5 protein-coding genes are annotated in these 6,604 nt (G+C 65.0%); 2 read left to right on the top strand and 3 right to left on the bottom strand.

The annotated features are described in order from the left end of the window. Window positions 1–17 precede the first annotated feature (17 nt). The 3 genes from KA184_13820 to KA184_13810 all read right to left on the bottom strand — a co-directional run bounded on the left by KA184_13820 (window position 18) and on the right by KA184_13810 (window position 2,754). Window positions 18–404 carry a Rid family detoxifying hydrolase gene (locus KA184_13820; protein ID MBP8130652.1) on the bottom strand — a complete coding sequence of 129 codons (387 nt, stop codon included), beginning with the start codon at window positions 402–404 and terminating at the stop codon, window positions 18–20. 80 nt (window positions 405–484) lie between these two features. Beyond that, on the bottom strand, window positions 485–1,750 hold the full coding sequence (locus KA184_13815) for a hypothetical protein (protein ID MBP8130651.1): 1,266 nt from the start codon (window positions 1,748–1,750) through the stop codon (window positions 485–487). Continuing rightward, window positions 1,747–2,754 (bottom strand): sodium:calcium antiporter, encoded by a 1,008-nt coding sequence (locus KA184_13810; GenBank protein ID MBP8130650.1) that lies wholly within the window; start codon window positions 2,752–2,754, stop codon window positions 1,747–1,749. Before KA184_13810 ends, KA184_13815 begins: the two co-directional genes overlap by 4 nt. Before the next feature lie 554 nt (window positions 2,755–3,308). Between KA184_13810 and KA184_13805 the strand changes: the two genes are divergently transcribed. Together KA184_13805 and KA184_13800 are read left to right on the top strand one after the other, a co-directional pair. Beyond that, window positions 3,309–4,283 (top strand): class I SAM-dependent methyltransferase, encoded by a 975-nt coding sequence (locus KA184_13805; protein MBP8130649.1) that lies wholly within the window; start codon window positions 3,309–3,311, stop codon window positions 4,281–4,283. Window positions 4,284–4,553: 270 nt separating this feature from the next. After that, window positions 4,554–6,604 (top strand): hypothetical protein (locus KA184_13800; GenBank protein MBP8130648.1); only part of this gene is annotated, 2,051 nt, incomplete at its 3' end.

Raw genomic sequence — 6,604 nt, 5'->3', positions numbered from 1 at the left:
TCCCTGTTCCCTGTTCCCTATTCCCTGTTCCCTGCCAGCGCCACCGCTTCAATTTCGACCTTGATATCCAGCGGCAGCCGGCCCACCTGCACGCAACTGCGCGCAGGGCACCCCGACGGGAAATACTCCTGATAAATTCGGTTGAACTCGGCGAAGTCGTTCATGTCCGCAAGGAATACCGTCACTTTCACGACATCTTCAAGGCCGCACCCGGCGGCGGCGAGCACCTTCTTCAAATTGTCGAAGGTGACGCGCGTTTCCTGCTCCAGCGTGCCATAGGAGACGCCCTGCGCCGTGAACGGACCCTGTCCGGACACGAAAACGAGGTCACCCGCGATGACGGCGTGCGAGTAAGGCCCTTTGGCGGGCGGGCCATCCGTGGCGTTGATACAGTGTTTTGCCATAGGCCGGACGCTTTCCTTCCTGCAGTTGAACCAGATGCCTGCGCTTCGCGCGGCAACGCTATCATATGATACCGGCGGCGTCAATCCGCGGGCGAGGCCGCATGCGCGTCCTGAAACGCCTGCTCCGGTAGAAACGCGTGGTGATACAGCAGAACTTCCGGAAAGCCCCGGTGCGCGACATGCGCCGCGGCCCGGAAGTCGTGCGCGCGCGTGCCTTCAAAGGGCAACGCCACTGCCAGCGAAACGCCCGCCGCGCGCAGGGAGATGACGCCCGGCTCCGTATCCTCGAATCCGGCCACGCGGCGCAATCCGTCCGCGCCGATGTCGAGGCGCGCCAGCGCCAGCGCGTACGGGTCGCCGCAGGGTTTCAATCGCGCTTCGGGGATGTCGTTCGCCGTCACAATCGCGTCGTAGCAGGTTTCCGGCCCCTGGAACAGCGTCAGCAGGGGCTCCTGGCGCTCCTGGGGCAATCCCCAGTCCGGGACTTCGCGGCGCAACTTGGAAAGAACGTGCCGCAAGACGTGCCCGGCTTCGTAGGACGACGACGTGGTTACGAGCGCGGTTTTCGCGGGCCGCCGCTCGAACAGGGCGCCGAGCGCGCCGAGCTGCGCGGGGCTGCATGCGATCTCGGCGCCGGCCGGGAGCGCCCCCGCGAGCAACGGGTGGCAGCGCGCGGCGTCCGCGCCGAGACGGCCCTTGACCAGCGCCATGAACACGCCTACGCCCGGCAATGGCGCGATCATCGGGTCGTCGTCGCTGAGGAGGCGGCGGTGGTACAGGCAGGCGTAGAGCAACAGGCCGGCCTGTGGCCAGTGATCGCGCCAGCGCGCGCGGAACGCAGGACCGTACCGGGACGCGAGAACATCCAGGATGCCTTCCGGCGCGGGTCCGCCAAGCGTCGTGATGAGCACCTGAAATTGCCGCTCTTCCAGCAACTGCCCGAGCCCGAAATCCGCCAGTGCCGCACGCGTCGCAGCGGCCTGCGCCGGCTCCGCGCACGGCCCAAGATGCCACGCCGCAGCCTCGAAGAAAGCGCGCAGGGATGCATCGACGGAGAGTAAATGCCCGTATTGCGCGCCCAGGTACTCCAGGTTCTCCCGCGTTCTGTAGCCAATCAGCGCGGGATAGTCGCGGTCGCGGTCCAGGCGCGGCGGCGCGGCCGCATCCGTGACGCCCGCCATGCGCCGCAACATGTCTTCCAGCGCCAGGCAGCACACGTCCTCGGTCGCGGTCGTCGTGCCGTCCATATCGAACAACGCCGCATCGAGCCCCCCGTCCAGCAGACGGTCTTCCGGGGCGGTCGGATCACACCGGCTTCCGCGCGCTTGCTTCTCCCGCGGGGTCACGACGGGCCAATCCCCGGAATCGGCGCCTCGCGCGGCGAAAAAGCCAGCAGGACCGCAATATAGACGATGTACAGCGCCAAGAGCACAGCCCCATTCCAGCGGCTCAGACGGTAATCCCAGCGGAGCATGATCAGCATCATGCCGACGATGACAGCGACGGCGGGAAACATGACCAGAATAACGCGCATCTCGGCGCGCAACGGGTTCGCGATCGCGGACATGCCCGCGACCCAGCACAGATTCAGGATGTCCGCGCCAAGGATGTTGCCGACGCCGATGCCGCTCTGCTTCTTCAACGCGGACGCGAGGCACGTCGCGATCTCGGGCATGGACGTGCCCACGGCCACGATCGTCAGGCCCACGACCACCGGCGGCACGCCCGCGGCCCCGGCGATGCCGACCGCGCCCTGCAGCAGCAGGTGGCTGCCGCCCAGCACGCCCGCCAGGCCCAGGCCGAAGCAGGCCGCTGTCTTTCCCGCGGACAGTTGGACAAGCCTCTCGTCGGGCGGTTCGAACGGCAATTCGTCCGCCGCCGCGCGCCCCCGCCGCACCCGCATGTACGACACAACGACGTAGCCCACGTAGAGCGCCAGCAGCATCAGGCCGTCCGAACGCGCAAGCACGCCGTCCAGGCACATGACGAAGGCAAGAATAATCGCGCACACGAGCATTACCGCACTCGTGCGGAACAGGCGCGGCTCGGCCACCAGCGGCGTCGAAGCAACCAGCGCCGCGAGCCCCAGCGCCACCGCCGCGTCGACGGTAACCGAGCCCACCGCGTTGCCCAGCGCCACCTCGGGCATGCCGCGCAATGCCGCCAACACGGAAGCCATTAGTTCCGGGGACGTAGTCGCCAGACTCACAATTACCAGCCCGACCAGCATCTGCGGCACCGCCAGCTTTTCCGCAATCGCCACCGCGCCCTCGACGAACCAGTCCGCACATTTCCACAAAATCACTATGGCCGCAACCACGCACAAGATGTCCTGGGTAAGAGGGGGCATGCTCAGAAAGCTCCTTATTGCATTACTTCCGCAGCGTCCAGAACGGATAATACGGGCCCGCCCGCGAATGCTGCAAACACAACGGCGCGCTCCCGCAGCGCGGACTCCTCCAATCGGGTCCGACTCTGTCGGCTGGGGACAACCAACGTGGCTACCGTAAGGCCGGCATTTCGAGCCCGCACCCGCTAATACCAGGCTATCATGGCGCAACTACCCATGTCCGGTTCTTTCGGGACCTGGCGGTCGGCCGCACTATTCATTCATACGCGAAGCGTGTATATTATGTGCGTGGAAGCGGAGAGAAGCGCGCATACGCGGACGTTGGGGGTAGGGCGTCGCGTTCCGGTGTGTTCCGCCGCGTCGCGCGCTCCTACGCGGTGGGCCGGGCCGCAACGTCTGGCGGATGTACCAGTGTTCTGCGCGGTTGCAGGCGAGCCCCGAGTTGGCCATTCCCGGCAAGCCTTGTCAAGTATTCGAGGGCCGGCTGGACGGCACCGGAGGGGTTTACGGTTCCCGATGAGGGGCGTATCCAAGCGAGGAAGACCAGAGTGGGCGTGACCGACCAACCGAATGACGCGGCGTCCCCGGTTGCCGAACCCGGAGACGCACCCGGCGGCCAGAAGCCACGAAGCCCGGTGCCATCGCTCCGTCATGTGTCGCCCCGGTCGATATATGATTTTGAGACCGCGCAGCCCGTGTACTCGGCGTTCGGCGTGCCCACGCGTGTTGTGCGCATTTACGAATGCCCGGAGTCGCGGATACGCTTCAGGATGCCGCCGTCCAAGGAAGAGTCGGCGCTGCTTCACGCCCAGGGATATCAGGACTTCTGCGGCGCGGGCATGCCGGACCACGAGGCTGCGAATCGTGAACGACTCGCGGAGCGTGCAAGATACCTGCAGGCATTCCGTCAAGCAGGTTGCGTATTGGATGTGGGGTGTTCCACCGGGCTGATGATGTCCGAACTCACCCGAGCCGGCTTTGAAGCGTTCGGCTGCGACGTGTCAAGTGAAGCCTGCGCGGTGGCCCGAGAACAGTTTGGCGCCGAGCGAGTATGCCATGGCGACACGACGGACGCGCGGGTGCAATTCGGGGAATGCGCTTTTGACGTTGCGACCCTTATGGACGTGATCGAGCATTTTCACGATGCCGCGAAGGGACTACGGGACATTCACGCGCTGTTGAAACCCGGGGGACTTGTGTTCTTGCGCACCCCCTCCCTTTCGTCGCCTTTCTTTCGCTTGGCGGATTGGAGCTATCGGTTGACCCTGGGCCGCTATACCCGCGCCGTGCAGACCATTTATCACGCGGAGCACCTATACTTCTTCAGCGAGAAAGGATTGCGCATGTTGCTCGAGGAATCGGGCTTCTCGATAGTCAGCGTGCGCCCCGACCCGCTGAGTTGGCGTGTATTTCGCGTGTGTGAGTTGGTTCACGGGCCTTTGGTCAATGCGGCGCTCGCATTGGTATACTTTGTGTCTCGAGCGATGGGGGGCGGACACGGCATAAACGTGATCGCACAACGCTGTTAATAGCGGAGCGAGGAGGTTTTGAGCGAGTTTGCCCCTTCCAGGCGGGCCTCGAAGCGTGTCAGGCAGTCCGATTGCGCCGTGGCGTGATCGCGAAAAGAAATCGCGGTCTCCCTGTCGCGTCCGTCGGTGCATTGCCTTTGATGTGATGCGGGCGGGGCAAGTTGCGGTTCCGATGGTTCGAGGTTTGACCGGTTGATGCCGTTGGCGGGGGAAGGCGCTGTTCGTTCGCGCGCGGCGATGGCAGGCTGGGCGCATAAGAGGGAGATGGCCATGCATCAAAGGACTCTCCGGCCGTGGGTCGCGCGGTATGGCGCCTTCTGCGGCGTCATGCTCCTCTGTGCGGTCGGCGGCGCGGTCTTTCTTTACGGCTACACAGACGTCCTGCATGGCGTGCGGCGATTCCCCTATTGTTTGTCGCCTGCGGTCTTGTGGGCGTCGGGACGGGGGCTTTGGGCCCCGGATGGGATATACCCGCCGCTGCACGCGTTCGTAACGCAGGAGCAGTGGGCCCTTGACGCGGAAGCGATGCGCACCGTCGGAACCGCACCTCTCACGGATTTTCACGCGTGCCATCAATACCTGCTGTACCTTGTCGGGGCGGCGTGGCGCGTGTTCGGGGTCTCCTGGGGCGTATTCAGGCTGGTGTTGCTCCTGTTCTTCTGCGCGACGGCCGCGGCATTGTACGGCGTCTTTCGCCTCGGGATGAACCGCTGGATCAGCGCAGCGGCGACACTGCTCTGCATGTTCTCGCCGGGCATGCTCGCCACGCTTTCCAACCTGCGCGATTACAGCCGGGCCTTCTTTGCCTTTGCCGCTATCGGCTTGCTCGGACTGATGGTGAAACGGGGCGTGACGCGCGCGCGACTCCTGGGGAGCGCGGTGCTGCTCGGTCTGGTGGTCGGCGTGGGACTCGGATTCCGTCAGGATATCCTCACCAGCATCCCGCCGGCGCTCTTCGTTATTCTGTGTCTCGCGCCGTCTGCCGCCCCGCTGCGTTACTATTGGCGTGTGGCGGCGGTCGGGCTTTTCCTTTGCGTGCTTGTCTTGTCTTCTTTCCCGATCCTGACCGCGATCCGGCAATTCGGCCCGACCACGTCGCACCACATCATCGGCGGTTTCGCAGTGGGCCTCGAAGATCACCTGGGCGTCGGCCGGGCCTCGTATCAACACCTTGCGCTCTGCGATGACCGCTACATACACGCGACAACGTCGAGTTACGCGCGCCGCGCGCTCGATGCAGGCGCGCCCGTAGCATTTCTCAGCCGGGAAGCGGCCAAGGCCGGCAACCGGTACGTCCTGGCGATGGCGGCCACGTTCCCGGCGGACATGCTGGCGCGGGGCTATGCGGGGGTACTGCGCATCCTGAGAGGCCCGGGCCGGGACGAATATCCAAGCCTGCTTCATGACCCGATGTCGCGGACGACCTGGCGCATCGCGCGGGTGCTCAGCGCGGGCGGCGGCGCGGTCCTGTGCGGGCTGGCGGGCATCGCGCTGGCCATGCTCGGCCTGAGTAACATGCGCCACGCCTGGGCGGTGCTTCTTTGCGTGTTGTACTTCTGCGGCTACATTTCCCTGCAGTTCCAGCTGCGGCACTGCTTTCATCTCTTCTTCATCCCGTTCTGGCTGGCCGGGTATGCCGTAAACCGCGGTTGGGACGGCTTGCGAGCGCTTCGCGAGGAGCAAACGCAGGGGACTCTTCGGTCTATCCTCGAGACCGCGCGGCCGGCGTGGCGGGCGCATGCCCTGCGGCTCGCGACCTTCGCCGGATGTGCCTTCGCGCTCATTGTTGTTCCCTTGTGCGGGTCGCGCGCATTTCAGGACGCGCGGGTCGCGCGCGTGAATCAAGAATATGCCACGGTATCGTTGGAAGAGGTTACGACCGAACATGTCAGGGAAGACCGGCGGGTGCTGGTGCGTCCTACGGTCCCGATTACAGCCATCGATCCGACGCAGGCGCCGGACGACGTGCCCGATTGGCTGTTTCACGACGCCTATCTGGCCGCCGTCTTCGATGCATCGCCGACAGGGCGGACGTTCCGGGCGCGATACGAGCAGGACGAGGGGGGCAACGAATTTACGTCCTCGATCGTCATCGGGCCAACGGGAGACGACCCCTCGCGGGAAACGCGGGTATTCTTCCCAGTGTACGAAACGCTGGGCGCCCGGAAGAAGGGGAGCATGCGAGGATGGATTCGCTTCGCCGGTCTTGAATTACGCCTGGCGGACTTGGCGTCGTTCAGAGGCCTGTACCGCGTCGAGGAGTCACGGCGGTTTCCGCTCTGGCTCGAGTGGTGCGCCCCCGGCGACCCGGACCGATTCGT

This window comes from Candidatus Hydrogenedentota bacterium (assembly GCA_018005585.1).
Taxonomy (GTDB): Bacteria; Hydrogenedentota; Hydrogenedentia; order Hydrogenedentales; family JAGMZX01; genus JAGMZX01.
Note: the sequence above shows the minus strand (reverse complement) of the source record. Positions and strands in the feature narration are given on the sequence as shown.

Coding starts and splice junctions, on each gene's coding strand:
- KA184_13820 (MBP8130652.1), bottom strand. CDS start 404: ATGGCAAAACACTGTATCAACGCCACGGATGGCCCGCCCGCCAAAGGG.
- KA184_13810 (MBP8130650.1), bottom strand. CDS start 2,754: ATGCCCCCTCTTACCCAGGACATCTTGTGCGTGGTTGCGGCCATAGTG.